The sequence below is a fragment of the Thermus sediminis genome, from assembly GCF_003426945.1.
In the GTDB taxonomy this organism is placed as follows: domain Bacteria; phylum Deinococcota; class Deinococci; order Deinococcales; family Thermaceae; genus Thermus; species Thermus sediminis.
The window spans coordinates 653,009-677,150 of the sequence record NZ_QURO01000004.1; the positions used below are offsets into that span (position 1 = coordinate 653,009).

Genomic DNA, 24,142 nt, shown 5'->3' on the forward strand with positions numbered 1-24,142 from the left:
GCATGGACCTTTCGGCGGTGCGCTTTGACGAAAGGGGCCTGGTGCCGGTGGTGGTCCAGGACGCCCGCACGGGGGAGGTCCTGACCCTGGCCTACGCCAACCGGGAGGCCCTGGAGGAAACCCTGAGGACGGGGCGGAGCGTCTTCTATAGCCGAAGCCGCCAAGCCCTCTGGCGCAAGGGGGAGACCTCGGGGCACACCCAGGAGGTGGTGGAGGTCCTCCTGGACTGCGACGGGGACGCCGTGGTCTACCGGGTCCTCCCCCAGGGCCCCGCCTGCCACACGGGGGAGAGGACCTGCTTCCACCGCCCCCTTCTTTCCGGCAGAAAGGACCTGGGCTTTGTCCTGGGCCAGGTCTACGCCACCATCCAGGAGAGGCTTAGGACGCTTCCCCAGGGGAGCTACGTAGCCCGGATGCACCAGATGGGCCTGGACCGCATCCTGAAGAAGATCGGGGAGGAGGCGGGGGAGGTGATCCTCGCCGCCAAGAACCAAGACCCCAGGGAGGTCCGCCACGAGGCCGCAGACCTCCTCTTCCACCTCCTTTTGGTCCTGGGGGAGATGGGCCTCACCCTCGAGGACCTGGCGGAAACCCTCTGGGAGCGGCACCGGCCCAAGGAGGGCTAGCGGGAAAGCCAAAGCCGCCGAAGGAGCCGGCCCTCGAGGAGGCCCAGGCGCAGGAGGCCGAGGAGGTAGGGGAGAATCCCCCTCCTCCTCAGGCGGCGCAGGTACCTCTTCCGGAGGAGCCTGGCGTGGGCCTCGGGCCCCCCAGCATGAAGGGCTTCCATGCCCCTGGTGTAAAACATCCCAGTATAGTGGAAACATGGAAATTGAGCGCCGCTTGGTCCTGGAGGTGGTGCGGGTCACGGAGCAGGCCGCCCTGGCGGCGAGCCGCCTAGCGGGCAAGGGGGACAAGGAGGCCGTGGACGAGGCGGGCACCCAGGCCATGCGCCGGGTGCTCAACGAGCTTCCCATAAGGGGCACGGTGGTCATCGGCGAAGGGGAGATGGACGAGGCCCCCATGCTCTACATCGGGGAGGTCCTGGGGGAGGGGGGCCTCGAGGTGGACATCGCCGTGGACCCGGTGGAGGGGACCACCACCGCCGCCAAGGGCCTGCCCAACGCCGTCACCGTGATCGCCATCAGCGAGAGGGGCGGGCTCTTCCACGCCCCGGACATGTACATGGAGAAGCTCATCGTTCCCCCGCCCGCCGCCGGGCTCGTGGACCTCACCTGGCCCGTCTCCGCTAACCTCAAGGCCCTGGCCCTGGCCCTGCAGCGGGCGGTGGAGGACCTGGTCATCGTGGTCCTGGACCGCCCCCGGCACGAGCGGCTCATCCGGGAGATCCGGGAGGCGGGGGCCCGGGTCAAGCTCATCTCCGACGGGGACGTGATCGCCGCCCTGGCCGCGGCCATCCGGGGCACGGGGGTACACGCGGTCATGGGCATCGGCGGGGCCCCGGAAGGGGTCCTGGCGGCGGCGGCCCTCAAGTGCCTGGGCGGGGAGATCCAGGCCCGCTTCACCCCGCAGAACGAGGAGGAGCGGGAGCGCCTCAGGGCCATGGGGGGGGAGGAGGGGCGCATCTACCGCACGGAGGACCTGGCCCCAGGGAGGGAGATCGTCTTCGCTACCACCGGCATCACCGACGGGGACATCCTCCAAGGGGTGCGCTTTTTCGGCGGGGGTGCCCGGACCCACTCCATCGTCATGGGGTATGCCACCCGCACCGTGCGCTTTATAGACTCCATTCACCTGTTTGAAACGGGCGCCCGGGTCACCATCCGGGTATAGTGAGGGCGTGCCCAGGCGCCCCCACCTCGAGGCCGAGGCGGAGAGGCTAGCCCTAGACTTCCTGGGGGGCGAGCTTCGGGCCTCGGTCTTCCCAGGGCGCTACGGCCTTGGGGACCAGGAAGGAATCCCGGAGGCCACCCCGGAGGAGGCCCTGACGCTCACCCCCTCCGACGCCCACCCCGAGCTTTCGGACTCCCTCCAGGCCAAGACCGGCCCCGCCCGGAGCAGGGTCCGCCGCGCCAACATCTCCTTGGGGGCCACGGAGGCTTTCCTAGGGGCCGCCCTGGCGGACAAGCCCCGGGGGCTCCGCTTCCCCACCCCCAAGGAGGAGATCCGGGCCGAGGAGGCCTGGGAGGCCCCGGTGGCGGCCGCCTGGGAGGGCGCCGAGCCCGGCCTCCCCTTCTGGGACCCCATCCGCACCTGGACCAAGGCCCGGTACGGGGGGATGGAGGTGGTGGGGGTGAGTGTCTGCGGGGAGGTGCCCATGGAGGCCTATAGGGCCTGCAACCATGCGGACCAGAGCACCTCCTCCACGGCGACCCCCCCCCGGGAAACCCCCAAGGAGGTGGGGGAAAGGTTCTTCCTCACCGCCTTCCGGGAGGGAAGCCGGGTGGAGGTCACGGAGCCCCTGCTCCCCTTGGGGGCCTGCACCTTCTGCCAAACCGCCTGAGCCCGCGAGAGATGACCCGCTACCGCATCGCCTCCAGGCCCTACCTCCCCTACCCCGGGGAAAGGCTCGCCCGCAGGAAGGGCCTGGGAGGGGAGTTTTACGAGCTCAGGCCCTACGCAGAGGGGGACGAGATCCGCCGGGTCCACTGGCGGGCCTACGCCAAGACGGGGAGGCTCTACACCCGCCTAGAGACCGCCCCAGAGAGGGCCCGCTTTCGCCTCTTTCTGGACGAAAGCGAGAGCATGCGCCTCCACGGCAAACTCCCCTACGCGGAGCGGGTGGCGGCCATCCTCCTCAAGATCGCCCGGCAGGAGGACCCCAGGGCCCGCCTGGAGCGGGGCCGCCCCCAGGACCTCCGCCCAGGGAAAGGGGTCCTGGTCCTGCTCACCGACGGCCTAGACCCCCTCCCCTGGGCCCAGTTCCTCCCCAAGAGGGTGGTCCTGGTGCAGGTCCTCTCCTCCCTGGAGCTGGACCCTCCCCTGGAGGAGGCCCTCCTCAAGGACGTGGAGACCGGGGAGGCCCTTCCGGTGGGGAAGGAGGAGATCCTGGCCTATAAGAAAGCCTTGGCCGAATACCTAAAGGCCCTCCGCCTCTTGGCCCTCCTCCGGGGGCGGTACGCCCTCCTCCGGGTGGGGGAGGCTCCCCTGCCAAGCCTCCTACGCCAGGGCGTTCTGGAACTCCTCTAGCCCAAGGGTCCTAAGCCGCTTTGGGTCCACGCCCTCCTCCCAGCCCGCCAGGCGGCGGTAGGCCTTCAGGGCCTCCCCGAAGGCCTCCTTGTCCAAGCGGGCCTCGGGGTTCCCCCGGCGGAAGGACTGGAAGAAGCGTTCCGGCAGGCGGTCCTCCTCGGGAGAAATCCCCTCCCGCAGGTTGAAAAGCCGGGTGAGCTGGAGGGTCCTCTCCCCCACCGCAAGCATCTCCTCGGGAGTAAAGCGAAAGCCCGTGGCGGCGTAAAGGGCTTCCCGCCACTCCTCCGGGGTCCAGGGGACGAAGTCGCAGAGGACCAGGCTGTTCACAAAGCCCCGTTCCTGGGTCTTGGTCCAGAGCATGCGCACCTTGGCCTCGGAAAGGTCCTCCACGGGTAGGGGGGTAAAGGCCTCCCCGTAGAAGCGAAGCTCCGAGAGGGCCTTTCCCTCCTTGGCGTAGGCGGTGTCGTGGAGGTTGTGGTTGTGGTCCGCCCCCGTGGGGCTCACCGCATAGCCCACGCCCAAGGCCCGCTTGTACCGGGGGTCGTGCATGGGCACCTCCTGCCCCTTCACGTGCATGGCGAGCTCCGGGTGGCCGATGGCCTCCGCCAGGCGCCTGGCCCCGAGGGCCATGAGGGCCCCAAGCCGCCCCTCCTTCCGGGCCAGGCGCTCGATGGCGGCGAGAAGGGCGTCGCCGTTCCCGAAGCGGAGGCCTAGGCCCTCATCGTCCAAAAAGCCCTTTTCCACCGCTTCCATGGCGCAGGCGATGGTCACCCCCACCCCGATCACGTCCAGGCCGTACTGGTTGCAGAGGGTGTTGGCCTTGGTGACAGCGTAGGGGTCGGTGACCCCGCACGTGGAGCCCAAGGCCCCCAGGCCCTCGTACTCCGGCCCCCCGTACTCGGGGCGGACGTCGTACCGGCCCGTGCCCTCGATCTTGACCACCTGCTTGCAGCGGAGGGCGCAGGCGTAGCAGGTGTCCCGGCCGATGCGGATGCCGAGGGCGTCCAGGCTGGTGCCATCCAGGGCCTCTGCCCCCTCGAGGAAGCCATCCAGGAAGTTGTGGCTGGGGAGGATCCCCCGGAGGTTGAAGGGCCGCACCGTGCCCACGGTGCCCATGGTCACTAGGCCCGCCGCCCGCTCCATGCGCTCCTTGGCCATGCGCCGGGCGAGCTCCTTGAGGAGGGCCGGATCGTGGTAGGGGGGAAGGGTCTCCTTCTTGGCCCGGGCGGAGACCGCCTTGAGCCCCTTGGCCCCCATGACCGCCCCCAGGCCCCCCCGCCCGGCGAAGTGGGCCAGGTCGTGGATCACGTTGGCCAGGAGGACCCCGTTCTCCCCGGCCAGGCCGATCTGGGCGATGCGGGTTTGGGACCCGTGGACCTCCTTGATGAGGGCCTCCACCTCGAGGGGGTCCTTCCCCCAGAGGTGGGAGGCGGGGTGGATGGCCACCTCCCCCCCCTCCACGTGGAGGTAGACGGGGCCCTCCGCCCTCCCCAGGACCACCAGGGCATCGAGGCCAGCGTTCTTCAGCTCGGCCCCGAAGAAGCCCCCACCCTCCGCGTCCCCGTACCCCCCGGTGAGGGGGCTCTTGGCGGCCACGGTGTTGCGCCCCGAGCCGGAGATGGGGGTCCCGGTGAGGACCCCGGGGGCGAAGACCAGGGCGTTCTCGGGGCCCAAGGGGTCCGCCCCCTTGGGCACGTGCCTCAGGAGGAGGTAGGCGGAAAGGGCCCGTCCCCCCAGGTACTTCCGCCAGAAAGCCTCCCCGTAGCTCTCGTACCAGACCTCTCCCCGGGAAAGGTCCACGAAGGCCACCCGGTCGTGGTATCCCTTGGGCATGGGGCCAGTATACCCTTCAAAATGGGTGGACGTGTGGACCCTCACCCTGGACACGGCCACCCCTTACCTGGCCCTGGGCGTCTTCCGCAGGGAGGAAGGCCTGGGGCGGGTGGTGCGGGTGGAAAGGCGGCACGAGGAGGTGCTCTTTGGCCTCCTGGAGGAGGTCCTGCGGGAGGTGGGGGTAAGGGGGGAGGAGATCGGCGCCCTGGTCCTGGGGGAAGGCCCGGGTTCCTACACCGGCCTCCGCATCGCCCTGGCCGCAGGGCTCGGGCTGAGTCTAGCCCTGGGGGCGAAGGTCTACGGGATAAGCTCCCTCCTGGCGGCGGCCTGGCCCTTTCTGGAGGAGGGAAAGCCCCTCACTCCCCTCTTCACCGCCAGGAACCGCCTCTACTACGGGGCCACTTACCTGAAGGAAGGGGGCCGGCCCCGGGAGGTGGCACCCCCTAGGAGGATGCGCCCCGAGGAGCTTCCCCAAGAGGGGCTTCTCCTGGACGCTCCCCCCGACCCCAGGGCCCTCTATGAGCTCCTCCTCTTCGCCCGAGAAGGGGCGGAACCCCTCTACCTCTAGTCGGCCGCCACCCTAGGGTTGGATAGGGGCAGCGGGTAGCTGGGTAGGGGCTCCTGGAAGGGGGCCCCTTTCAGCCTCTCGGCCATGAGGACCAGGTTCTCCCCGGCGACGCGGGCGTCCTCCAGGACCTCGAGGTCCCCCTTCAGGCTGAGCTGCCCTCTGCGGTGGGCGTAGACCAAGCCCAAGGGGGCTAGGACGAAGCCCATGTAGCTAAGGGGCAGGAGCATCTGACCCAGGGCTCCCGAGGCTCCCTCCTCCTCGGCCACGGCCAGGAGGGCCATGGGCTTGCCCAGGTTGAGGAGGCCGTGGTTTTCCATGGAGGTCATCCGCTCCAGGAGGGCCTTCATCCGGGCGGAGACGCTGAACCAGTAGACCGGGGTGGCGAAGACCACAGCGTCGGCATTGAGGATCCGCTCCGCTATCTTGCCGAACCCGTCCCAGGGTCCCTGGACGCAGGTCTCGGGGCCGCAGGAGGCGGGGTCCAGGGAGTAGTTCCCCGCGCAAAAGGGGAAGGGGTGCCTCACCAGGTCCAGGCGCTCGCTGCTAGCCCCCTTGCGCCTGGCCGCCTCCAGGACCTCATCCAGAAGTTCCGCCGTAAATCCATCCGTTCGTGCCGATGCGTTGACGCCGAGCACGCGTAAGCCCATAAATATCACCCAGGCACTAAACCGCTTTTAGTATAGCATGCGCAGTTAAGGGCGAAAGGGCCCGGCCACAAACTCCCCCATCCCCCGGGCCCGTACGGGGTAACCTCCGTAAAAGCCTTCCCCGGCCACCGGGCCCTCCCAGTAGGCCACCCAGGTGGTGCGGGAGAGGATCTCCCCCTCCTGGAAGAGGGGCCTGAGGACGAGGTCTAGCTCTGGGCCCTTCAGCCGCCAGGCCAGGGTGTAGGTGCGCCCGGAGGGGCTCTCCCAGGCCTCGAGGGGGATGAAGACGAGCTCCACCGCCTCCACCCGCCCCAAGGGGTCCACCCGGCTCCCCAGGACCTGGACCACCCGCCCCTCCCGGTCCTTCACCTGGTAGGCCATGAGCTCAGACCCATCAGAGAGGTGGAGGCCGAACCAGTCCCAAGTGGCGGAAAACCCGGAAAACTGCTCCCCCCACTGGTGGTCTAGCCAGGCCTCCCCCTCCACCTCCTCCCTAAGGATCTGGCCCCGGACCAGGGCCCGGGTGTAGGACTGGTAGTAGAGGCGCCCCGTCTCCTCCGTGCCCGAGTAGCCGGGAGGGTGGACCACGGGGGGCTTCAGGGGGAGGAAGAGGAGGTCCACCCCCTCGGCCTGGAGGCGGAACCCCGCTCCCTCTCGGAAGAGGCGCCAGCCGGAAACCTCTAGCCTGGGCCCGGGCTCCGCCTGGCCCCTTCTCGCGAAGAGGTCCTGGTCGGAAACCTCCAGGAAGCGCCTCTCCCCCGTGCGCAGGTCGGTGAGGGCCAGGTGGGCGGCGTGGAAGGCGCCGAAGAGGCTTCCCGGCAGGCCCAGGATGCGGAAGGAGGGCGGGGCGTAGGCCTTGAAGAAGGCGAAGTGGAAGGCGTAGGGGTAGGCCCAGCCGGAGGCGTACCACCACTCCAGGGGGGCGGGCTTGGGGTCCCAGTCCTCGGGGTCGGGAAGGCGCCTTGGGTCCACGCCTACGAGGACCGGGGCACAAGCGGCGAGGAGGAAAACCAGGAGGAAGGGGCGCTTCATATTGGTATCATTCTACCCATAAGGCCTAGCCCCACCCTGGGGCCTGGGTTACAGTGGGGGCGATGACCGACACCCACGCCCATCTGGACTTCCTGGAGCCCGAGGAGCTTTCGGAGGCCAGGGCCCACCTCCCCGAGCTCAAAGCGGTCCTCACCCTGGGAGTGGACCCAAGGCGCTGGGAGAGGACCCTGGAGCTAGCCCAGGGTAATGTCTACGCCGCCTTCGGCCTCCACCCCACCTCTGCCCACCTCCTCTCCCCCGAGGTGGAGGAGGCCTTGAGGCACTATGCCCGAGGGGAGAGGGTCCGGGCCATCGGGGAGACGGGGCTGGACTACTACTGGACCCCGGAGACCAAAGGGGCCCAGCTCAAGGCTCTGGACTTCCAGGCGGCGTTGGCCGAAGAGCTCGGGCTTCCCCTTGTCCTCCACGTGCGGAGCCGGGACGGGAGGGCGGAGGAGGATCTGGCCGCCTGGCTCCTCCTCCATAGGCCCAGGAAGGTGGTCCTCCACGCCTACGGGGGCCATCCGGCCCTGGAGGAGGCGGGGCTAGAGGTAGGGGCCTACTTCAGCTTCGCCGGGCCCCTCACCTACAAGAAGAACGAGGCCCTTAGGGAGGCGGCGAGGAGGCTTCCCCGGGAGAGGCTCTTGGTGGAAACCGACACCCCCTTCCTCCCCCCAGAGCCCCATAGGGGTAAGAGGAACCGCCCCCTCTACATGCGCCACACCTTGCAAAGGCTCGCCGAGGTCCTGAGCCTTCCCTTCCCTGAGGCCGAGGCCCTCACCGACGAGAACGCCAAGGCCTGTTTTGCTTGGGCCTAATCCACAGGGTTGACAAAACCTCCCTCACCCCCTACCCTGAAAAGGGTGTGCGGAGAGGAGGTGAAACCAAGGTGCGAGAAGAAAGCCCGCGAAGTCACCCACGCCCTTGGGAAGCCTCCCCCTCCACCTGCCCTTCCCCCTAAAACCCCCAACCGGCTCTCCCAAGGGTGAGGCCAACGGCTAAAGTTGCCCCTAGGCGCCGTCCTCGTAGGTCGCGCTCGAGGGATATGGCCTGGAACGTCCGTTTAAATAAGGAAACCCTTGTGAGGTTGAGCCATGCCTTTGGTCTGCCGGAACCTCATGAGCCTGTTGGAGGAAGGAAACCTGCAGAGCGCCAAGCTCCTCCTGGGGCAAGCCAGCCTCCAGGAGATCGTGTTTTGCCTTAGGCTGTTGGAGTCCCCCCGCAGGGCCCTCGTCTTCCGCCTACTGGACAAGGAGCGGGCCCTGGCCGTCTTTGAGGCCTTGGACCGCTCCGAACAGGCCGAGCTGGTCAAGGCCATGGAGGACCCCGACCTCCTGCCCCTCCTGGAGGGCCTGGAGGTAGAGGAGCGGGTAAGGCTTTTTGAGGAGCTCCCCGCCAAGGTGGTCAAGCGGCTCCTGCAGGAGCTCTCCTCCGAGGCCCGGGAAGGGGTCAGCCTGCTCCTGGGCTACCCCGAGGGTAGCGCAGGCCGGGTGATGAACCCGGACTACCTGGCCCTCCCCGAGGAAACCACGGTGGAGAAGGCCTTGGAGCGGGTGGAAGACTCCCTCCTTCCCACAGAGAACCTGGAGGTGGTCTTCGTGCTGGGGCCGGGCAGGATTTACCAGGGCTACGTGCCCCTGGCCCGGCTCGTCAAAGGAGACCCCCAAACGCCCCTAAAGGACCTGGCGGTGGCCGGGGCCGCCGTCTCCGCCTACGACTCCCAGGACCAGGTGGCCGAGCTGTTCAAGCGCCACCAGTACCCCCTGGTGGCGGTGGTGGACAAGGAGGGGCGGTTGGTGGGGGCCATCGATGCCGGGCGCGGTGTGGAGCTGGTGGAGGAATACGAAGCCCAGCGGCTCACCACCTTTGGGGGCATCCTTCCCACAGGCGGCCCCGACGTGGACTACCTCAGGAGCCCTCTAGGCGTGCTCTTCCGGGCCCGGGTGGTCTGGCTGGCCCTTCTGACCCTCTTCGGGGTCATCACCTCCACCTACGTGGCCCAACAGGAGGAGATCCTGGAGCGCGCCATCGTCCTCGCCGCCTTCATCGCCCCCATTATCGACATGGGGGGGAATACGGGCAGCCAGGCGGCCACCCTGGTCATCCGCTCCCTGGCCCTGGGGCAGGTGCGGCCGCGGCTCAGGGACTACCTCCTCATCCTCAAGCGGGAGGTGCCCGTGGCCCTGAGCCTGGGTATCGCCATCGGCCTGCTGGAGGCCGTCCTGGCCTTCTTCTCCAAAGGCGTGGGGTGGGACATCCTGCTGGTGGTGGGTCTGGCCATGGCCACGGTCACCATCCTCGGGGGCTTGATCGGCTCTGCCCTTCCTGTCCTGGCTAAGCGCCTCGGCGCGGATCCCGCCACGCTAAGCGGCCCCGCCATCACCTCCATCATGGACCTCCTAGGGGTCTTCATGTACTTCGGCTACGCCTACCTCCTTCTGGGCCACCTGCTGGAGTGAGCAAGGGAGGCCTTGACCCGAGGGGCCAGGGCGCTTAGAGTTGGACCTAACATGCGCCCTCGCCTAGGCAACGAAACCTAGAAGGGGGGCCAGGGCCTAGCCCCCCCGGCAAGCCGCGGCCGGGGGGGTTTCGCGTAAGGAGGCAAAGATGCGGGTTCTGGTCAAGGACTTGGCAAACCACGTGGACAAGGAGGTGGAGCTCTGGGGGTTCTTGCACTGGCGAAGGGACCTGGGCAAGGTGCAGTTCCTCCTCCTCCGGGACCGGAGCGGGGTAGTGCAGGTGGTCACCGGAGGCCTAAGGCTCCCCCTCCCTGAGTCCTCCCTAAGGGTTAGGGGGGCAGTGGTGAGGAGCCCCAAGGCCCCGGGGGGCCTCGAGGTCCACGCCAAGGAGGTGGAGGTCCTCTCCCCCGCCCTGGAGCCCACCCCGGTGGAGATCCCCAAGGAGGCGTGGCGGGCCCATCCCGACACCCTCCTGGAGTACCGCTACGTCACCCTGAGGGAGGAGAAGGCCCGCGCCCCTCTAAGGGTGCAGGCCGCCTTGGTACGGGGTTTCCGCCGCTACCTGGACCGGCAGGACTTCACCGAGATCTTCACCCCCAAGGTGGTTCGGGCCGGGGCCGAGGGGGGCTCGGGCCTCTTCGGGGTGGACTACTTCGAGAAGCGGGCCTACCTCGCCCAGTCCCCCCAGCTCTACAAGCAGATCATGGTGGGGGTCTTTGAACGGGTCTACGAGGTGGCCCCCGTGTGGCGCATGGAGGAGCACAACACCAGCCGGCACCTCAACGAGTACCTCTCCCTGGACGTGGAGATGGGCTTCATCGGGAGCGAGGAGGACCTCATGCGCCTGGAGGAGGAGCTCCTCCAGGAGATGCTGGAGGAAGCCCTCACGGCCGCAGGCCGGGAGGTCGCCCTCCTCAAGGCGGAGTGGCCCTCCCTCCCCGAGGAGATCCCCCGCCTGACCCACGCCGAGGCCCGAAGGATCCTCAAGGAGGAGCTGGGGTACCCCGCGGGCCAGGACCTCTCGGAAGAGGCGGAAAGGCTCCTCGGCCAGTACGCCAAGGAGCGCTGGGGCTCAGACTGGCTCTTCCTCACCCGCTACCCTAGGGCCATCCGCCCCTTTTACGCCTATCCCGAGCCGGACGGGACCACCCGGAGCTTTGACCTCCTCTTCCGCGGCCTGGAGATCACCTCCGGGGGGCAACGCATCCACCGCCACGAGGACCTGTTGGCAAGCCTGGAGGCCAAGGGCATGGACCCGGAGGGCTTCCAAGGCTACCTCGAGGCCTTCAAGTACGGCATGCCCCCCCACGGCGGCTTCGCCATCGGGGCGGAAAGGCTCACCCAGAAGCTCTTAGGCCTCCCCAACGTCCGCTACGCCCGGGCCTTCCCCCGGGACCGGCACCGGCTCACCCCCTAAGAGCCCCGTCCTGGCCTAGGCCAGGGTGGGACCCCGAAATCCTTAGAACCGGTCAAAGAGGATGGCCCGCTTGACCTCCTCGATCAGTTGGGTCACGGAGATCTCCCGGGGGCAGGCCTCGGTGCAGTTGTAGGCGGTGCGGCACCGCCAGACCCCGCTCCCCGAGCCCAGGGCCTGGAAGCGCTCCCTTTTCCCCCGGTCCCGGGAGTCAAAGAGGAAGCGGTGGGCCTGGACGATGGCCGCAGGGCCGATGTAGGTGCCGTTGGTCCAGAAGACGGGGCAACTCGTGGTGCAGGCGGCGCAGAGGATGCACTTGGTGCCGGTGTCAAACCGCTCCCTTTCCTCCGGGGACTGGAGCCTCTCCCTCTGGGGCGGGGGCTCGTCGTTGATGAGGTAGGGCTTCACCGCCCGGTAGGCGGCGAAGAAGGGCTCCATGTCCACGATGAGGTCCTTCTCCACGGGGAGGCCGCGGATGGGCTCCACGGTGATCACGCTTCCCACGTCCTTCACCAGGGTCTTGCAGGCCAGGCGGTTCCTACCGTTGATGAGCATGGCGTCGGAGCCGCAGATGCCGTGGCCGCAGCTCCGGCGGAAGGCCAGGGTGCCGTCCTGGTACCACTGCACCTTGTGCAGAAGGTCCAAGACCCGGTCCCAAGGCTCGGCCTCCACCTGGTAGGTGCGCCACTCGGGCTTCCCGTCCTTGCTGGGGTCAAACCGGAGCACCTTGAGGGTGACCTGCATGCCGCCTCCCTAGTAGGTGCGGGCCTTGGGCTCAAAGCGGCCCAGGACCACGGGCTTGTACCGGAAACAGACCTTGCCGTCCCCCACCTTGTAGGCCAGGGTGTGCTTGAGCCAGTTCTCGTCGTCCCGCTCGGGGTAGTCCTCCCGGGCGTGGGCCCCCCGGGTCTCGGTGCGGTTCAGGGCGGAGTGGACCAAGGCCTCGGAGACCTCGAGGAGGTACCCCAGCTCCAGGGCCTCTACGAGCTCGGTGTTGTAGACCTCACCCTTGTCCTGGATGGCGATGCCCTTGTAGCGGTCCATGAGCTCCTTGAGGATCTCCACCTGCTTCTTGAGAAGCTCCCCGGTGCGGAAGACGGAGGCGTGGTCCATCATGGACTGCTGCAGCTCGGCCCTAAGGGCCGCCACCCGCTCCTTGCCCGCAGAGCTCTTGATGCGCTCAATCCGCTCCCGGCTCGGACCCAGGTGCTCCCGGCTCAGCTCCTGATAGTCCGCATCCTTGGCGAAGCGCGCGGCGTGAATCCCCGCCCTCCTGCCGAAGACCACCAGGTCCCCCAGGGAGTTGGTCCCCAGGCGGTTGGCCCCGTGGAGGCTCACGCAGGCAGCCTCCCCGGCGGCGTAGAGGCCGGGGACCACGGTGTTCCTCTCGTCCCGGATCACCTGGCCCCACAGGTTGGTGGGAATCCCCCCCATGGCGTAGTGGGCGGTGGGCATGACCGGCACGGGCTCCTTCAAGGGGTCTACCCCCAGGTAGATGCGGCTGAACTCGGTGATGTCGGGGAGCTTCTTCTCGATGACCTCCGGGGGCAGGTGGGTGAGGTCCAAAAGGACGTGGTCCTTCTTGGGCCCTACGCCCCGCCCCTCCCGCACCTCCAGGTACATGGCGCGGGAGACCAGGTCCCGGGGAGCCAGGTCCTTGATGGTGGGGGCGTAGCGCTCCATGAAACGCTCCCCTAGGGCGTTTCTGAGGATCCCCCCCTCGCCCCGGGCCCCTTCCGTGAGGAGGATGCCCAAGGGGTAAAGCCCCGTGGGGTGGAACTGGTAGAACTCCATGTCCTCCAGGGGAAGCCCCCGGCGGTAGAGGATGGCCTGGAGGTCCCCGGTGAGGGTGTAGGCGTTGGAGGTAACCTTGTAGATGCGGCCAAACCCCCCGGAGGCGATGATGAGGGCCTTGGCCTGAAAGAGGTGGAGCTCGCCACTGGCGAGCTCATAGGCCACCAGGCCCTTGGCTGCGCCGTCCTCAACGATTACATCGGTGACGTGGAACTCGTTGTAAAAGGTGATGCCCGCCTTGACGCACTGCTGGTAGAGGGTCTGGAGGATCATGTGCCCGGTGCGGTCAGCGGCGTGGGCCGCCCGGTGCACCGGGGCCTTGCCCCAGTCCTTGGTGTGCCCCCCGAAGCGGCGCTGGGCGATCTTCCCGTTGGGCAGGCGGTCAAAGGGGAGGCCCATGTGCTCAAGCTCGATCACCGCCTCGATGACCTCCTTGGCAAAGACCTCGGCGGCGTCCTGGTCCGTGAGGTAGTCCCCCCCCTTGATGGTGTCAAACATGTGCCACTCCCAGTGGTCCTCCTCCACGTTGCCCAGGGCAGCCCCTATCCCTCCCTGGGCGGCTCCCGTGTGGCTCCTGGTGGGGTAGAGCTTGGAGACCACCGCCACGTCCGCACCCTCCCTGGCCGCATACAAGGCGGCGGCCAGGCCCGCCCCGCCCCCGCCCACCACGATGACCTCGTGCCTGTGCGCCATATCACCTCACCCCGAAATCGTGGTTGAAGAGGCTGAAGCTCCCCAAGACGAAGATGAAGGCCAGGAGGCTATAGCTCACCACCTTGGCCCAGAAGCGCTTGGCCGGATCCCGGACCCAGTCATCCAGCACGTAGCGAAGCCCATTGCCCCCGTGGAGGAGGGCCAGGGCCAGGATGAGCCAGTCGTAGATCTTCCAGGTGGTCTGGGAAAGCCTCTGGACCACGTAGTCGTAGTCGATCTTGTTCAGGTCCATTAGAATGGCGTTCATCCACATGTGCCCGATGATGAGGAAGACCAGCACCACCCCGGAGATGCGCATGAAAACCCACCAGTAGAGCTCCAGGTTGGAGCTAGCCTCGAGGCGGGCCTCCTGGTACCGCTTGGACTTAATCGCCATGTCCGCCTCCCAGAATCCCGCCGCCGATCCTGATCACAAAGGGCAGGTAGAAGACCAAAAAGAGGACCCAGACCCCGTACCAAAGCGCCCGCTGGTGGCGCACCCCCCAGGAGGTGAAGTCCATGAGGATAATCCTCAGGCCATTGAACCCGTGGTAGAGCACCCCAGCGATGAGTACGAGGAGGCCCACCTGGAACACGGGCTGGTGGTAGAACTTCATCAGGGCATTGGACACCTCTGGGCCCCACATGGCGCTGGCGATGTTGGACACGTGGAGCACAAGGAAGACCAGGATGCCCAGGCCCGAGATCCGGTGGAGGTAAAACGCCCACTGCCCTTCCCTTCCCCTGTACATGACACCTCCTTGCCAACTGCCATCATACCACCTCCCCTACGACCCCTGAGCGTTCCCTAGACCAAAAAGGCCACCATATACCCCGTTTCCGTATCTAAAGCCCACCAACACGGGGAAATCCTCCCCGATCCCCCACCCCCCACGCCCCGGGAGGTGCCTAGGGGAGGGAAGCCAGGGATTCCTGCGTCAGGACAAGGTATTGACAGGGGGGGGAGGGGGGGGATAATGGGGGGCGTGCCGCAGGGGATACCCCGGGGGGCACGGGAAGGAGGTGGTCGCGGTGGAACTCTTCGGATTCGGTCCTCACCTGATGGTGGACGGCTACGACGCCAGTCCCGAGAAGCTCCAGGATGCCGCGCTGGTGCGGCGGGTCCTGGACGAGCTCCCCGAGGAGATGGGGATGACCAAGGTCCTGCCTCCCTTCGTCTATAGGTACGGCCGGGATGGGGAGGACGGGGTCACCGGGGTCGTGATCATCGCCGAAAGCCACATCGCCATCCACACCTTCCCCAAGAAGCGCTTCCTCTCGGTGGACATCTTCTCCTGCAAGGCCTTTGACATGGCCCAGGTCTTGAGGCGGCTAGCCGAGACCTTTGACATCGGCCGCTACGCGACCTACATGATCCACCGGGGCAAGGAGTTCCCTAAAGACCCCGAGCTGGCCCAAAAGATCGTCCTGGGGGAGCGGGAGTACTTGGAGGCTCGGGTGGGTTAGCCCTCCTCCCCCAGGGGCTACGGGCCCTTTTCATTGGACGCTCATGGTTTGTGCCTAGCCTTGATGGAGGAGGCTTAGGTATGTTGCGGAAACTGCTGACACTGGCCCTCCTAGCCCTCGGTCTAGCCCTGGCCCAAGGTTTTCGCGGCCTCTCCCTGGGAACCCCTTACCCCGAGATGGGCGTTCAGCCTGGGGAGAGCGTGAACCTCACCCTCACGGTGAAGAACCACGGCCTTTCCCCAGGGGTGGTGCGCCTGTCCCTGGCCGAGGTCCCCCAGGGCTGGCAGGCCAGCCTCGTGGGAGGCGGAAGGCTGGTCCGGGCGGTGTACCTGGCCCCAGATGGGGAGGCCACCGTGACCCTCAGGCTCCAGCCCCCTAGGGAGGTGAGCCCGGGAACCTACCGCTTCCTGGTGCGGGCTGAGGGCCTAGGCCAGACGGCCAGCCTGCCCATCGCTTTGGTGGTGGGCCAGGGCCTGCCCCAAAGGCTCGCCCTCGAGGCCGAGCTGCCCATCCTCAGGGGCCCACCCACGAGCGCCTTCCGCTACCGGGTTACCCTGAGGAACGAGTCCGACCGCGACCTTCTGGTCTCCTTGGAGGCCGAGGCCCCCCAGGGCTTCCAGGTCACCTTCACCCCCGCCTTCACCGGCCAGCAGGTGACCAGCCTGCCCATCCGGGCCGGGGAGAGCCGGGATCTGGACGTGGAGGTCTCCCTGCCCCGGGATACCCAGGCGGACACCTACGGCCTAACCGTCCGGGCGGTGGCCGGGGAGACCAGGGCGGATCTGGGGCTTACCTTGGAGGTCACCGGCCGCCCGGAGGTGCGCTTCAGGCCCAAGGAGGGGCGGTTCTCCGGCCAGGTGACCGCCGGTAGGGAGAACGCGCTGAGGCTGGTCTTGCAGAACGAGGGGAGCGCTCCCGCCAGGAACCTCTCCTTCAGCGCTTTCGAGCCCTCGGGCTGGGAGGTGAGGTTCGAGCCCGAAAGGATAGACCTCCTGGAACCTGGTCAAGAGGAGGAGGTCACCGCCCGGGTCAAGCCCTCCAACAGGGCGGTGACGGGGGACTACATGCTGACCTTCTCCCTGAGGGGGGACGAGGGCCTCTCCACCACCATGGACTACCGGGCCACGGTGGTGCGCTCCACCCTCTGGGGCCTGGTAGGCGTGGGCCTCATGGCCGTGGCCCTCGTGGTCCTGGGCTTGGCCGTGAACCGGTTTGGCCGGAGGTAACATGGCGGTCATCGCGACCCGGGGTCTCACCAAGCGCTACGGACAGGTGGTGGCGGTGGAGGACCTGGACCTGGAGGTGGAGGAGGGGGAGGTCTTCGGGCTCCTGGGACCCAACGGCTCAGGGAAGACCACCACCATCCTCATGCTCCTGGGCCTCACCGAGCCCACCTCCGGGGAGGCCCGGGTGCTAGGCCTGGACCCCATGCGGGAACCCCTCAAGGTGAAGGCCCGGGTGGGCTACCTCCCGGACCAGGTGGGGTTTTACGGCGAGCTCACCGCATGGGAGAACCTGCGCTACACCACCAGGCTCCTGGGCCTCCCCGAGGCCGAGGCCAAGGCCCGCATGGAGGAGGTGCTGCGGCGCATGGGGCTTTGGGAGGTGAGGGACCGGCGGGTCTCCGCCTTTAGCCGGGGCATGCGCCAACGCCTGGGCCTGGCCGAGGTGCTCCTCAAAAGGCCAAAGGTGGCCATCCTGGACGAGCCGACCCTGGGCCTGGACCCGGAGGCAGCCCGGGAGTTTTTGGACCTCATCAAGGGCCTGAAGACTGAGGGGATCACCATCCTCCTCTCTAGCCACCTCCTCCACCAGGTACAGGAGATCTGCGACCGGGTGGGTCTCTTCCACAAGGGACGCCTGGCCCTCTTGGGCACGGTGGAGGAGCTCGCCGCCCGGGTCCTGGGTGGGGGGTACGAGGTCTTGGTGGAAGCAAGCCCCGGCCTGGCCGATTCCTTCCGTGGCGTGGAGGGGGTGGGCCGGGTGGAGGCCGAAGGGGGGCGGTACCGGGTCCTGGCCATCCGGGATGTGCGGGCCGAACTGGCCCGCATTGCTACCGACCACGGAGCCCTTCTAAGCCTAGCCCTAAGGAGGCCCAGTCTGGACGAGGTCTATGCGCACTACTTCAAGGAGGTAGCCTATGCGGCGTGAGGGCTCCCCCTGGACTGGGCTTTGGGCGGTCTTTTTCAAGGAGATGGCCGACCACCTCTCGGGGCTCAGGATGCGGATCCTCGAGGTCCTTGTCCTCCTCTCCGCCCTGGCCGCCGTCTACACCGGCACCCAGATCCTGCGCCAGACCGTAGGCGAGGATCCCTACCTCTACCTCAAGCTCCTCACCACCGCCCAGGACCCCCTCCCCTCCTTCGTGGGCTTCCTCTCCTTCTTCGTGCCCCTAGCGGCCATCGCCCTGGCCTTTGATGCGGTGAACGGGGAACACAACCGCGGCACCCTCTCCCGGGTCCTTTCCCAGCCCATCTACAAGGACGCCCTCCTCTTCGGCAAGTTCCTGGCGGGGCTCGGTACCCTGGCCGTTCTCCTTTTGGCCCTCCTCCTTTTGGTCTTGGGTTTGGGGATCTTCACCTTGGGGGTGCCCCCCGGTGGGGAGGAGGTAGCCCGGATCTTCTTCTTCCTCCTAGCCACTCTGGTCTACGCCGCAGGCTGGCTGGCCTTGGGCCTCCTCTTCTCCGTCCTCTTCCGCCAGCCCGCCACCGCCGCCCTGGCTGCCATTGGGGTCTGGCTCTTCTTCGCCGTGTTCTTCCCCATACTCACGGATATAGCCGCAAGCGCCCTCTTCCTCCGAGCGGATCCCCTAGACCCAGAAAGCCAGCTTAGGCAGGCCAACCTGGCCCTGTGGTTCTCCCGCCTCTCCCCCAACACCCTCTACGCCGAGGCCCTCACCGCCACCCTGAACCCGGCGGTGCGCTCCCTGGGGCCCATCCTCATCACCCAGCTGGAAGGAGCGATCCTGGGCACCCCCTTGCCTTTGGGCCAGAGCCTCCTCCTCATCTGGCCCCAGCTCACCGGCCTCTTCGCCCTGGCCGTCCTCCTCTTCACCCTGGCCTACGTGGCCTTCCAGCGCCAGGAGGTGAGGGCCTAGCTCATTCGGTGCATATGCCCCTCTGGGGCCCCCACCACGGCCCAAGCCGTGGTGGGGTGCTCAGTCTAGCCACTCCGTGGCGTAGGCGCCCGTCTTGGGGATGATGCAGAGGAACTCCACGGGCTCCTCCCCTTCGTTGGCGTAGGCGTGGGGGGTTTCCGGGGGGATGAAGACCGCCTGTCCCGCGGAAACCTCCCGCACCTCCTCCCCCAAAACCACCTTCATGCGTCCGGAAAGCACGTACTGCTCGTGCTCGATGGTGGGGTGCTTGTGCTTGGGGATCCGCCCTCCGGGGAGCAGGGTGAACTTGCGCAGGACGAAGTGGGGGGCCCCCTCCTCGGGACCGATGAGGACCTGGATGAAGGCCTTCTCCCCCCGCTCCACGGGGCGGGCCTCGAGGCTCGCCACCTGCTTGACCACGGGCCTCATGCCGCCCATTGTAACAGAAGGGTCTCCACGTCCTCGTCCGTGACCTCGCCGAAGTCCATGTAGTAGGTCCCTACGGCGGCGAAGTCCGGGGGGGTGGAGAGGGCCAGAGCTTCCGCCCTTTCCTTTAGCCTCTCCACCGCCTCGGGGCTGGCCACGGGCACGGCCACCACCAGCCTCTTGGGCTCTTCGGCCAGGATGACGCTCAAGGCTGCCTCCACCGTGGACCCGGTGGCGATGCCGTCGTCCACCAAGACCACCTCCCTCCCCTTCAGGGGGACCTTAGGCCGCACCTTGCGGTAACGCTCGGCCCGCCTGCGGATCACCTCCTTCTGCCGGGCTGCCTCCCGTTCCAGGTAGCTCTGGTCCGCATACCGGAGGGCGTAGGGCTTCAGGACCGGTTCTCCCCTTTCCCCCACCGCTCCCAGGGCGAACTCCGGGTTGCCAGGGGCTCCCAATTTGCGCACCAGGACCACGTCCAGCTCGCCTCCTAGGCCTCGGGCCACTTCATCCGCCACCACCACCCCGCCCCGGGGGACGCCCAGGACCACGGGGCGCTCCAGGCCCAAAGGCTTCAGGGCCTCGCAAAGAAGCGAACCGGCGTGCCGACGATCGCGGAAGCGCATGGGAAACCTCCTTTTTCATGGTACACCCTCTGAGGCTTGAACTAAGTATAAGGCCTTTGGTAGGCTGTCGGGGAAGGAGGAGAGCTATGGTGAGCCCCAAACCCTGGCTGGCCCACTACAACCCTGGCGTACCCCATGGGGTAGAAGTTCCCCCCACCCCCCTTTGGCGCCTCCTGGAGGAGAGCGCCCGCCGCTTCCCGGGGAACATAGCCCTGGAATTCCTAGGGAAGACCCTTACCTACAGCGAGCTCTGGGACCAGTCCCGGCGCTTCGCCCAGGGGCTGAAGGACCTGGGGGTGAAGCCCGGGGACCGGGTGGCCATCGCGCTCCCCAACACCCCCCAGTTCGTCATCGCCTTCTTCGGCACCCTCCTCGCCGGGGGCGTGGGGGTGAGCGCGAACCCCCTTTACACCCCAAGGGAGCTTAGGCACCAGCTCCAGGACGCCGGGGCCGAGACCCTGGTCATCCTGGACCACCTCCTGCCTCGCTACTTGGAAGTGGAGCGGGAAACCCCGGTAAAGCAGGTGGTGGTCACAGGGATCAAGGACTTCCTCCCCTTCCCCAAAAACCTCCTTTACCCCCTGAAGGCCAGGAGGGACAAGCTCCCCCTGGGTTTTCCCAAGCGGGAGGGCTTCCACGCCTTCACCGACCTCCTGAAGCGCCCCCCCGCCACCCCCCACGCTTCGGACCCCGAGGACCTGGCCCTCCTCCAGTACACCGGCGGCACCACGGGGATTTCCAAGGGGGCCATGCTGACCCACCGGAACCTGGTGGCCAACGTGCAGCAGATTGACGCCTGGGACCCCACCTCCAGGGAGCTCTTGGGCAAGGGGGTGATGCTGGGGGCCCTTCCCTTCTTCCACGTCTACGGCATGACCGTGGCCATGAACCATGGCCTCTTCTCGGGGTACAAGATCGTCCTCCTACCCAGGCCCGAGATCCGCGCCATCGTGGAGGCCATTGAGAAGCACGGGGTGACCCACTTCCCTGGGGTCCCCACCCTCTACGTGGCCTTCAACACCTTCCCTGGCGTGGAGGGGCGCAACGTGAAGAGCATCCGCATCTGCCTCTCGGGGGCCGCGCCCCTGCCCGTGGAGGTGGCCAAGCGCTTTGAGGAGATCACCGGGGCCAGGCTCATCGAGGGCTACGGCCTCTCCGAGGCCAGCCCCGTGACCCACTCCAACCCCGTACTGGGCGAGGTCAGGAAGGGGTCCATCGGCCTACCCCTGCCCGGCGTGGAGGCCAAGGTAGTGGACGAGGAGGGCCATGAGGTGCCCCTAGGCGAGGTGGGCGAGCTCATCGTCAAAGGTCCCAACATCATGAAGGGCTACTGGAACCGCCCGGAGGAGACCCAAAAGGCCCTCAAGGACGGCTGGCTCTTCACCGGCGACCTGGCCCGGATGGACGAGGACGGCTACTTCTACATCGTGGACCGCAAAAAGGACATGATCATCGCCGGCGGGTACAACATCTACCCCCGGGAGGTGGAGGAGGTCCTCTACGGGCACGAGGCCGTCCAGGAGGCGGCCGTGGTGGGCATCCCCGACCCCTACCGCGGGGAGACCGTGGCCGCCTTCCTCGTCCTGAAGGAGGCCTACCGGGGCAAGGTCACGGAAAAGGACATAGAGGCCTTCTGCCGGGAGAACCTGGCCGCCTACAAGGTGCCCCGCATCATCCAGTTCCGGGAGAGCCTCCCCAAGTCCAGCGTGGGCAAGATCCTGAGGCGGGAGCTCAGGGACGAGTTCGCCAAGAAGGCCTAGGCCCGGGCCCGGCGCACCGCTTCCCGGAAGGCCTCTATGGCCCGGTCCACCTCCTCTGGAGTGGTGAAGCGCCCCAGGGAGAAGCGCAAGGAGGCCCGGGCCTCCTCCCGGGAGCGGCCTAGGGCCAGGAGGACGTGGGAGGGCTCGAGGCTCCCCGCCGAGCAGGCGGAGCCCGAGGAGACCGCCACCCCCAGGAGGTCCATGGCGAGGAGCAGGGCCTCCCCGTCCGCCCCCTTCACCGTGACGTTCACCAGCCTGGGGAGGCGCCTCTCCGGGTGGCCGTTCAGCTCCACCCCCTCCACGGAAAGGAGCCCCGCCTCGAGGCGCCTCCTCAAGGCGAGAAGCCGCTCGCCCTCCTCAGGGAGGAGCCTGTAGGCCTTCTCTAGGGCTACCGCCAGGCCGTGGGCCAGGAGGGGGCTCTGCGTCCCCCCCCGCCTCCCCCCCTCCTGCTTCCCGGGGACCAAGGGGAAGAGCTCCACCCCCCGGCGCACCAGGAGGGCCCCGATCCCCTTGGGCCCGTAGAACTTGTGGGCGCTCAGGGAGACCAAATCCGCCCCCACCTCCTCCACGCGGAAGGGCACCTGGCCCACGGCCTGGACCGCATCCGTGTGAAAGAGGGCTCCCCCATTGTGGGCCACCTCAGCCATGGCCTTCACGGGGTAGAGGTTCCCGAGCTCATTGTTGGCGGCCATGACGCTCACCAGGAAGGTGTCGGGGCGGAGGGCCTCCGCCACCTGCTCCGGGTAGACCATGCCCAAGGGGTCGGGCCTGAGGTAGGTCACGGCGAAGCCCAGCCCCTCCAGAAGCCTCAGGGCCCCGAGAAGGGCGCTATGCTCCACCGCTGTGCTCACCACGTGTCCCTTCCCCCGGGCCAGGGCCACCCCCAGGATGGCCAGGGCATCCGCCTCCGAGCCCGAGGCGGTGAAGACCACCTCCCGGGGGCGGACCCCAAGGAGGTGGGCCACCCGCTCCCGGGCCCCCTCCAGGATCCTCCGGGCCTCCTGGCCATAGCGGTGGACGCTATTGGGGTTGCCGAAGACCCCCTCCACCTCCCGCATGGCTTCCCCCACCTCGGGGTCTAGGGGCGTGGTGGCGGCGTAGTCCAGGTAGGCCATTTAGCTAGCAGGCTGGAGCTGGATCAGGCGCCTGGCCTCAATGAGCTTCCTCTCCTCAATGAGGTCCTTCAAAGTGGTGCTCCCCAGGACGTGGCGCATGGCCTGGTCCACCCGCTTCCAGAGGAGCTCCGTAGAGCACTGCCCCACCTGGGCGCAGGACTCGGGGTCCTCGATGCAGGAGACGGGGGCCAGGCTCCCCTCCAGGGCCTCCACCACCTCGAGGGCCGTCACCCGCTCCGGGGGCTGGGCCAGGCGGTACCCCCCCTTGGCCCCCCGCACGGAGCGGATGAAGCCAGCGCGGCGCAGTTGGGCCGCGATCTGCTCCAGGTAGTGCTGGCTGATGCCCTGGGCCTCGGCCACCTCCTTGAGGGGCACCGCCTTGGGGGCGCGGAGGCCAATCTCCACCAGGGCCCTCAGGCCGTATTGCGCCTTCGTGGAGACCCACATGGGACCAGTATACACCTATTTCCCGCCCGAGAATCTGGATTTTGCAAAGGCCAAGGCAAAGAGCAGGGCCTGGAAGAGGACCACGCTGGCCCCGCTGGGCCAGTCCAGGAGGAAGGAGGAGAAAAGCCCGCCAAAGGTGGAGAGGAGGGCGAGGAAGAGGGAGAGGAGGGTCATGCCGGCGAAGGTGCGGGCAAGAAGCCTCGCCGCCGCCCCGGGGATGACCAGAAAGGCGGCCACCAGGATCAGGCCCACCACCTTGACGGCCAGGACCAGGCTCACGGCCAGGAAACCGGAGAGGAGGTAGTTGTGCCAGACCACCGGAACCCGGTCCGCCAAGGCCAGCTCCCGGTCAAAGGTAGCGTAGGCCAGGGGGCCCCAGAAGGGCAGGAGGGCCAGGGCCAGGAGGACCATGAAGGCCACCGTCAAAAGGTCCCAAGGCCCCACGGCCAGGAGGGAGCCGAAGAGGTAGCCCATGACGTCCCCCACGTACCCCTTGGCCTTGGTCAAGAAGATGGCCCCTAAGGCCACGGACAGGGCGAAGAAGACCCCGATGGCCGTGTCCTCGGAAAGCTCGGTGCGCTCCTTGACAAAGGTGATGGCCAGGGCCACCAAAAAAGTGAAGGGAAGGGCGAACCAGAGGGGCTCCCCCCTGAGGAAGAGCCCCAAGGCCACCCCGGCGAAGGCAGCGTGGGCCAGACCATCCCCCAGGAAGGAGAGCCGCCTTTGCACCACCAGGGGGGAAAGGAAGCCCGAAAGGATGGCCAAAAGGACCCCCGCCAGGAGGGCCCGCTGGAAGAAGGGGTAGCCCAGGGCCTCAACCACGGCCTCCCTCCAGGAAGAGGCCGTGGGCGTGGCCCACGTGGCCGTAGGCCTGGCGTAGGCAGGCCTCGGTGAGGGCCCTTTCGGGAGGACCGAAGCCCATCACCTTGCGGTTCATCACCAGGACGTGGGTGGCGTGGTGGGCGGCCTCCCAGTCGTGGGTGATCATGAGGACCGTGGCCTCTGAAGTTTTCTGGTACAAATCCAAGTGATGGTAGAGATCCACTTCCCCTACCCGATCCACCCCAGTAGCGGGCTCGTCCAGGAGGAGGAGGCGGGGCCTCCGGATGAGGGCCCGGGCTAGGTAGACCCGCTGCAACTCCCCCCCGGAAAGCCGCCCGAGGGGGCGGAAAGCCAAGTCCTCCGCCCCCACCTGCCCCAGGGCCCTCAGGCCTTCCTCCCGTTCGGAAGGGCCGATGCGGAAGGGCCAGCGCCGCCTGAGCCCGGTGAGGACCAGCTCCAAGGCCAGGGCGGGGAAGGAACGGTCAAAGGTCTTGATCTGGGGCACGTAGCCGAACCAAAAGGGGTCCGCTTGGGAAAGGGGCTGGTCAAAGACCCGCACCTCCCCGAGGAAGGGCACAAGGCCCAGCACCGCCTTCAAGAGGGTGCTCTTCCCCGCCCCGTTGGGCCCCACCACGGCCACGAAGGCCCCCTTGGGCACAGAGAGGCTTATCCCCTCGAGGGCCCAGAACTCCCCAAAGCGCACGGAGAGGTCCCGGATTTCCAGGGCGGACACACCTGAGATGGTACTGGATTCTCAATATCCCGTCAAGGTAGGGCGCTGCCCCAAAGGCCGTG

General features: G+C 67.6%; 27 protein-coding genes. 13 read left to right on the top strand and 14 right to left on the bottom strand.

The features are described from left to right. The first annotated feature begins 2 nt into the window (after positions 1 to 2). A complete protein-coding gene (hisIE, locus tag ATI37_RS04050) occupies positions 3 to 626 on the top strand; it encodes a bifunctional phosphoribosyl-AMP cyclohydrolase/phosphoribosyl-ATP diphosphatase HisIE (RefSeq protein WP_117237222.1) in 624 nt (207 codons plus the stop codon). Here the strand turns inward: hisIE and ATI37_RS04055 are convergent. Continuing rightward, positions 623 to 787 carry a hypothetical protein gene (locus ATI37_RS04055; RefSeq protein ID WP_157969077.1) on the bottom strand — a complete coding sequence of 55 codons (165 nt, stop codon included), beginning with the start codon at positions 785 to 787 and terminating at the stop codon, positions 623 to 625. The genes hisIE and ATI37_RS04055 overlap by 4 nt on opposite strands. Positions 788 to 822: 35 nt before the next feature. On the opposite strand from ATI37_RS04055, the gene glpX reads away from it, so the two are divergent. The 3 genes from glpX to ATI37_RS04070 are packed head-to-tail and all read left to right on the top strand — an operon-like array spanning position 823 to position 3,147. Beyond that, entirely contained in the window at positions 823 to 1,791 is a 969-nt protein-coding gene (gene glpX / locus ATI37_RS04060) for a class II fructose-bisphosphatase (protein WP_117237224.1), read from the top strand. 7 nt (positions 1,792 to 1,798) lie between these two features. Continuing rightward, a complete protein-coding gene (locus ATI37_RS04065) occupies positions 1,799 to 2,461 on the top strand; it encodes a glycyl radical enzyme family protein (RefSeq protein ID WP_117237225.1) in 663 nt (220 codons plus the stop codon). Between the two features lie 11 nt (positions 2,462 to 2,472). After that, positions 2,473 to 3,147: a DUF58 domain-containing protein gene (locus ATI37_RS04070; RefSeq protein ID WP_117237226.1), complete on the top strand. Its 675-nt coding sequence runs from the start codon at positions 2,473 to 2,475 to the stop codon at positions 3,145 to 3,147. Here the strand turns inward: ATI37_RS04070 and ATI37_RS04075 are convergent. Continuing rightward, positions 3,118 to 4,980, bottom strand: coding sequence for an aldehyde ferredoxin oxidoreductase family protein (locus tag ATI37_RS04075; protein WP_117237227.1), 1,863 nt, complete (start codon positions 4,978 to 4,980; stop codon positions 3,118 to 3,120). The genes ATI37_RS04070 and ATI37_RS04075 overlap by 30 nt on opposite strands. A gap of 31 nt (positions 4,981 to 5,011) precedes the next feature. Between ATI37_RS04075 and tsaB the strand changes: the two genes are divergently transcribed. Further along, entirely contained in the window at positions 5,012 to 5,548 is a 537-nt protein-coding gene (tsaB, locus tag ATI37_RS04080) for a tRNA (adenosine(37)-N6)-threonylcarbamoyltransferase complex dimerization subunit type 1 TsaB (RefSeq protein WP_232822512.1), read from the top strand. Here the strand turns inward: tsaB and ATI37_RS04085 are convergent. Beyond that, positions 5,545 to 6,195: a flavodoxin family protein gene (locus tag ATI37_RS04085; protein WP_117237229.1), complete on the bottom strand. Its 651-nt coding sequence runs from the start codon at positions 6,193 to 6,195 to the stop codon at positions 5,545 to 5,547. The genes tsaB and ATI37_RS04085 overlap by 4 nt on opposite strands. A gap of 45 nt (positions 6,196 to 6,240) precedes the next feature. After that, positions 6,241 to 7,227, bottom strand: a complete 987-nt coding sequence (locus tag ATI37_RS04090) for a lipocalin family protein (RefSeq protein WP_117237230.1) — start codon at positions 7,225 to 7,227, stop codon at positions 6,241 to 6,243. Between the two features lie 62 nt (positions 7,228 to 7,289). Here ATI37_RS04090 and ATI37_RS04095 point away from each other — a divergent pair, with 62 nt between their 5' ends. The 3 genes from ATI37_RS04095 (at position 7,290) to aspS (ending at position 11,103) form a co-directional block, all read left to right on the top strand. Further along, positions 7,290 to 8,045, top strand: coding sequence for a TatD family hydrolase (locus tag ATI37_RS04095; RefSeq protein ID WP_117237231.1), 756 nt, complete (start codon positions 7,290 to 7,292; stop codon positions 8,043 to 8,045). 276 nt (positions 8,046 to 8,321) lie between these two features. Then, complete coding sequence (gene mgtE, locus ATI37_RS04100; RefSeq protein WP_117237232.1) at positions 8,322 to 9,686, top strand: magnesium transporter; 1,365 nt, start codon at positions 8,322 to 8,324, stop codon at positions 9,684 to 9,686. A gap of 148 nt (positions 9,687 to 9,834) precedes the next feature. Beyond that, positions 9,835 to 11,103 carry an aspartate--tRNA(Asn) ligase gene (aspS, locus tag ATI37_RS04105; protein WP_117237233.1) on the top strand — a complete coding sequence of 423 codons (1,269 nt, stop codon included), beginning with the start codon at positions 9,835 to 9,837 and terminating at the stop codon, positions 11,101 to 11,103. Between the two features lie 42 nt (positions 11,104 to 11,145). On the opposite strand, the gene ATI37_RS04110 is transcribed toward aspS, so the two are convergent. Genes ATI37_RS04110 through sdhC form a run of 4 tightly spaced genes read right to left on the bottom strand, consistent with a single transcriptional unit; the run spans position 11,146 to position 14,339 of the window. Next, positions 11,146 to 11,844 carry a succinate dehydrogenase iron-sulfur subunit gene (locus ATI37_RS04110; RefSeq protein WP_117237234.1) on the bottom strand — a complete coding sequence of 233 codons (699 nt, stop codon included), beginning with the start codon at positions 11,842 to 11,844 and terminating at the stop codon, positions 11,146 to 11,148. Positions 11,845 to 11,853: 9 nt separating this feature from the next. Next, on the bottom strand, positions 11,854 to 13,587 hold the full coding sequence (sdhA, locus tag ATI37_RS04115; RefSeq protein WP_117237235.1) for a succinate dehydrogenase flavoprotein subunit: 1,734 nt from the start codon (positions 13,585 to 13,587) through the stop codon (positions 11,854 to 11,856). Position 13,588: 1 nt separating this feature from the next. Then, positions 13,589 to 13,984: a succinate dehydrogenase hydrophobic membrane anchor subunit gene (locus ATI37_RS04120; protein WP_117237236.1), complete on the bottom strand. Its 396-nt coding sequence runs from the start codon at positions 13,982 to 13,984 to the stop codon at positions 13,589 to 13,591. Continuing rightward, positions 13,974 to 14,339, bottom strand: a complete 366-nt coding sequence (gene sdhC, locus ATI37_RS04125; RefSeq protein WP_117237237.1) for a succinate dehydrogenase, cytochrome b556 subunit — start codon at positions 14,337 to 14,339, stop codon at positions 13,974 to 13,976. Before sdhC ends, ATI37_RS04120 begins: the two co-directional genes overlap by 11 nt. A 280-nt stretch (positions 14,340 to 14,619) precedes the next feature. Here sdhC and speD point away from each other — a divergent pair, with 280 nt between their 5' ends. The 4 genes from speD (at position 14,620) to ATI37_RS04145 (ending at position 18,151) form a co-directional block, all read left to right on the top strand. Beyond that, positions 14,620 to 15,054, top strand: coding sequence for an adenosylmethionine decarboxylase (speD, locus tag ATI37_RS04130; RefSeq protein WP_232822513.1), 435 nt, complete (start codon positions 14,620 to 14,622; stop codon positions 15,052 to 15,054). A gap of 80 nt (positions 15,055 to 15,134) precedes the next feature. Then, positions 15,135 to 16,280, top strand: a complete 1,146-nt coding sequence (locus tag ATI37_RS04135; protein WP_117237239.1) for an NEW3 domain-containing protein — start codon at positions 15,135 to 15,137, stop codon at positions 16,278 to 16,280. Between the two features lies 1 nt (position 16,281). Continuing rightward, positions 16,282 to 17,205 (top strand): ABC transporter ATP-binding protein, encoded by a 924-nt coding sequence (locus ATI37_RS04140; protein WP_117237240.1) that lies wholly within the window; start codon positions 16,282 to 16,284, stop codon positions 17,203 to 17,205. Next, on the top strand, positions 17,195 to 18,151 hold the full coding sequence (locus ATI37_RS04145) for an ABC transporter permease (protein WP_117237241.1): 957 nt from the start codon (positions 17,195 to 17,197) through the stop codon (positions 18,149 to 18,151). Before ATI37_RS04140 ends, ATI37_RS04145 begins: the two co-directional genes overlap by 11 nt. Before the next feature lie 60 nt (positions 18,152 to 18,211). Here the strand turns inward: ATI37_RS04145 and ATI37_RS04150 are convergent, their stop codons facing one another. Together ATI37_RS04150 and ATI37_RS04155 are read right to left on the bottom strand one after the other, a co-directional pair. Continuing rightward, positions 18,212 to 18,589, bottom strand: coding sequence for a cupin domain-containing protein (locus ATI37_RS04150; protein ID WP_117237242.1), 378 nt, complete (start codon positions 18,587 to 18,589; stop codon positions 18,212 to 18,214). Beyond that, positions 18,577 to 19,203, bottom strand: a complete 627-nt coding sequence (locus ATI37_RS04155) for a phosphoribosyltransferase (protein ID WP_117237243.1) — start codon at positions 19,201 to 19,203, stop codon at positions 18,577 to 18,579. Before ATI37_RS04155 ends, ATI37_RS04150 begins: the two co-directional genes overlap by 13 nt. 86 nt (positions 19,204 to 19,289) lie before the next feature. Here ATI37_RS04155 and ATI37_RS04160 point away from each other — a divergent pair, with 86 nt between their 5' ends. Continuing rightward, positions 19,290 to 20,963, top strand: coding sequence for a long-chain-fatty-acid--CoA ligase (locus ATI37_RS04160; RefSeq protein ID WP_117237244.1), 1,674 nt, complete (start codon positions 19,290 to 19,292; stop codon positions 20,961 to 20,963). Here the strand turns inward: ATI37_RS04160 and ATI37_RS04165 are convergent. The 4 genes from ATI37_RS04165 to ATI37_RS04180 are packed head-to-tail and all read right to left on the bottom strand — an operon-like array spanning position 20,960 to position 24,080. After that, positions 20,960 to 22,078, bottom strand: a complete 1,119-nt coding sequence (locus ATI37_RS04165) for a cysteine desulfurase family protein (RefSeq protein WP_117237245.1) — start codon at positions 22,076 to 22,078, stop codon at positions 20,960 to 20,962. The genes ATI37_RS04160 and ATI37_RS04165 overlap by 4 nt on opposite strands. Next, positions 22,079 to 22,525 (bottom strand): RrF2 family transcriptional regulator, encoded by a 447-nt coding sequence (locus tag ATI37_RS04170; protein ID WP_117237246.1) that lies wholly within the window; start codon positions 22,523 to 22,525, stop codon positions 22,079 to 22,081. A 15-nt stretch (positions 22,526 to 22,540) separates the two neighbouring features. Next, the gene (locus ATI37_RS04175) at positions 22,541 to 23,347 is read right to left on the bottom strand and encodes a metal ABC transporter permease (RefSeq protein ID WP_117237247.1); all 807 of its coding nucleotides are present in this window, start codon (positions 23,345 to 23,347) and stop codon (positions 22,541 to 22,543) included. Further along, complete coding sequence (locus ATI37_RS04180; protein ID WP_117237248.1) at positions 23,340 to 24,080, bottom strand: metal ABC transporter ATP-binding protein; 741 nt, start codon at positions 24,078 to 24,080, stop codon at positions 23,340 to 23,342. Before ATI37_RS04180 ends, ATI37_RS04175 begins: the two co-directional genes overlap by 8 nt. Between the last annotated feature and the right edge of the window lie 62 nt (positions 24,081 to 24,142).